Source organism: Streptomyces sp. SID3343, from assembly GCF_009865215.1.
Taxonomy (GTDB): domain Bacteria; phylum Actinomycetota; class Actinomycetes; order Streptomycetales; family Streptomycetaceae; genus Embleya.
In genome coordinates, this window is record NZ_WWJX01000446.1 from 1 (window position 1) to 2,007 (window position 2,007).

The window sequence follows — 2,007 nt, forward strand, 5'->3', positions numbered from 1 at the left end:
CCGAGGAGATCGTGGCCGCCCTGCTCACCGACGCCGACACGCTCGCCGCGGCCGCCGACGGGATCCTCACCGCCGACGAGCAGCGAACCCTGCGGTGGCGCCGGCCACCGCGCTCGTGGCAGAGCGCGCGGTGGACGGCCGCCGATCACGTGCTGCTCGACGAGGTCGCCGGGCTGATCGAACGCCCGCAGACCTACGGGCACATCGTCGTCGACGAGGCGCAGGACGTGTCGCCGATGCAGGCCCGCGCGCTCGCCCGCCGGGTCGGCTTCGGTTCGGTGACCGTGCTCGGTGACCTCGCCCAGGGCACCACGCCGTGGGCGGCTCGCAGTTGGCCGGCCCTGCTGGGCCACCTCGGCAAGCCCGAGACCACCGTGGTCCCGCTGACCGTCGGCTTTCGGATCCCCGCCGTGCTCGTGGCACCGGCGAATCGGCTCCTGGCGGCGTTGGACGTCGACGTCCCGCCGGCCCGATCCCTGCGCGGCGACGGCGAACTGAGGATCCGTCAGGTGCCCGATCCGGTCGCGGGCACGGTCGAGGCGGTACGGGCCGCGCTGCGGCACGAGGGCTCGATCGGCGTCATCGCCGAGGCCGGCGCCCTGCCGCGCCTGCGCGCGGCACTGATCGAGGCCGCGATCGCCACCGCCGACCCCGCCGACCTCGGCCGATCGAGCGCCCGGGTCACGGTGCTGCCCGCGAGCGTGGCCAAGGGGCTGGAATACGACCACGTGATCGCCGTCGAACCGGCCGCGATCGTCGCCGCGGAGACCAGGGGACTGCACCGCCTGTACGTCGTGCTGACCCGGGCCGTTTCGCGGCTCGACATCGTCCACCACCGGCCGCTGCCTGCGGAATTGGCCGAATGACGCCCCTCGCCGGCCGCCCGGCCCGGCCGCGGGCCGGGCGGCCGACGCGAGTGGGGGGCTCCGACGAGGGTTTCCCCTGATGCGGGACCGGGGCCGCGAACGCCAAGGTCGGAGGCCGCACGGTGGCGGCTGGGGATGCCATCAAGCGTGAGCGCGGACTGCCGGGAGGGCGAGTCGTGGGGACGAGCGTGCAGGACAGGATGGTTCGGGGCGTGCTCACGCGCGCCTACCGACCCACCGACGAGTCGAGTGTGTTGGCCCTGATCAACGACGATCGACTGCCGGGACAGCCCCTGGCCACCGCGGCCATGCTGCGCGACGCGGTCTCGCCCGACTCGCGGCGGCGGTCGATCGGTTACGAACACGTGCGCGTCGACGTCCTGGTCGACGGCTACGACCGGGTGCAGGCCGCGGCCTGCACGTCTGCGCGCCCGGGCCGCGACGAGGGTCTGCTCCTGTGGCTGCACGGACACGAACACCCCTCCAACGTGGCCAAGATGCTCGACTCGGCGCTGTCGCTCCTGCGCGCCCGACGCACCGTCATCGCGTTCGACCTCGCGCCGGCGGGCACCACCACCGGCGTCGGCGGCCTGCCGATCCGGCACCGACCCGCCACCGCCGCCGCGCTGGCCGTCGTGGGCTTTCGCGAACTGCGCGAACGGCGTTGCCTGTACCGACGCCTGGACCAGGAGCCGGTGACCACCCGACGCACCGGCGCGATCTCGTGGCGCCCGTGGCCCGCCGGGTGGGCGGTGACCGTACTCGACGCCGACTCCGAACGCCTGGGCGAGGCCGTCGTCAGCGTCCCGGAGGACCGCTCCGCGATGGTGTGGGCGGTCATGGCGTCCTCGGTGCGGCCCCGACCGGCCGTCACGCGGGCCGTGACGGACCACGCCGTGCACGTGCTGTACGACCTGGGGGCGAGGGAGGTTTCGGCGCTCATCGACGGCGCGGACACCGGCGACTTCGACGAGGCCGGCGGCTTCCGCGAGATCGACCGGCTGCGCTCGTTCGTCCTCGATCGCGGCCGACCGGCCGTCGCGGGTCGCGGATCCGGCGGCCGGGCCTGATCGAGCGCGGCAGACCGTCCCAGGTGTCATCGCACGCGGTCTGCCGGGGCCGGCTGCCACCGGGTGCGGCG

Annotated in this window: 1 protein-coding gene and 1 pseudogene; both read left to right on the plus strand. The window is 74.7% G+C overall.

Going from position 1 to position 2,007, the window contains the following annotated elements; genetic code table 11:
- Nucleotides 1-866: pseudogene (locus GT354_RS14320) on the plus strand (PhoH family protein); the annotation flags it as partial.
- Nucleotides 867-1,042: 176 nt separating this feature from the next.
- Nucleotides 1,043-1,936, plus strand: a complete 894-nt coding sequence (locus GT354_RS14325) for a hypothetical protein (RefSeq protein WP_161356688.1) — start codon at nt 1,043-1,045, stop codon at nt 1,934-1,936.
- The last annotated feature ends 71 nt before the right edge of the window (nt 1,937-2,007 follow it).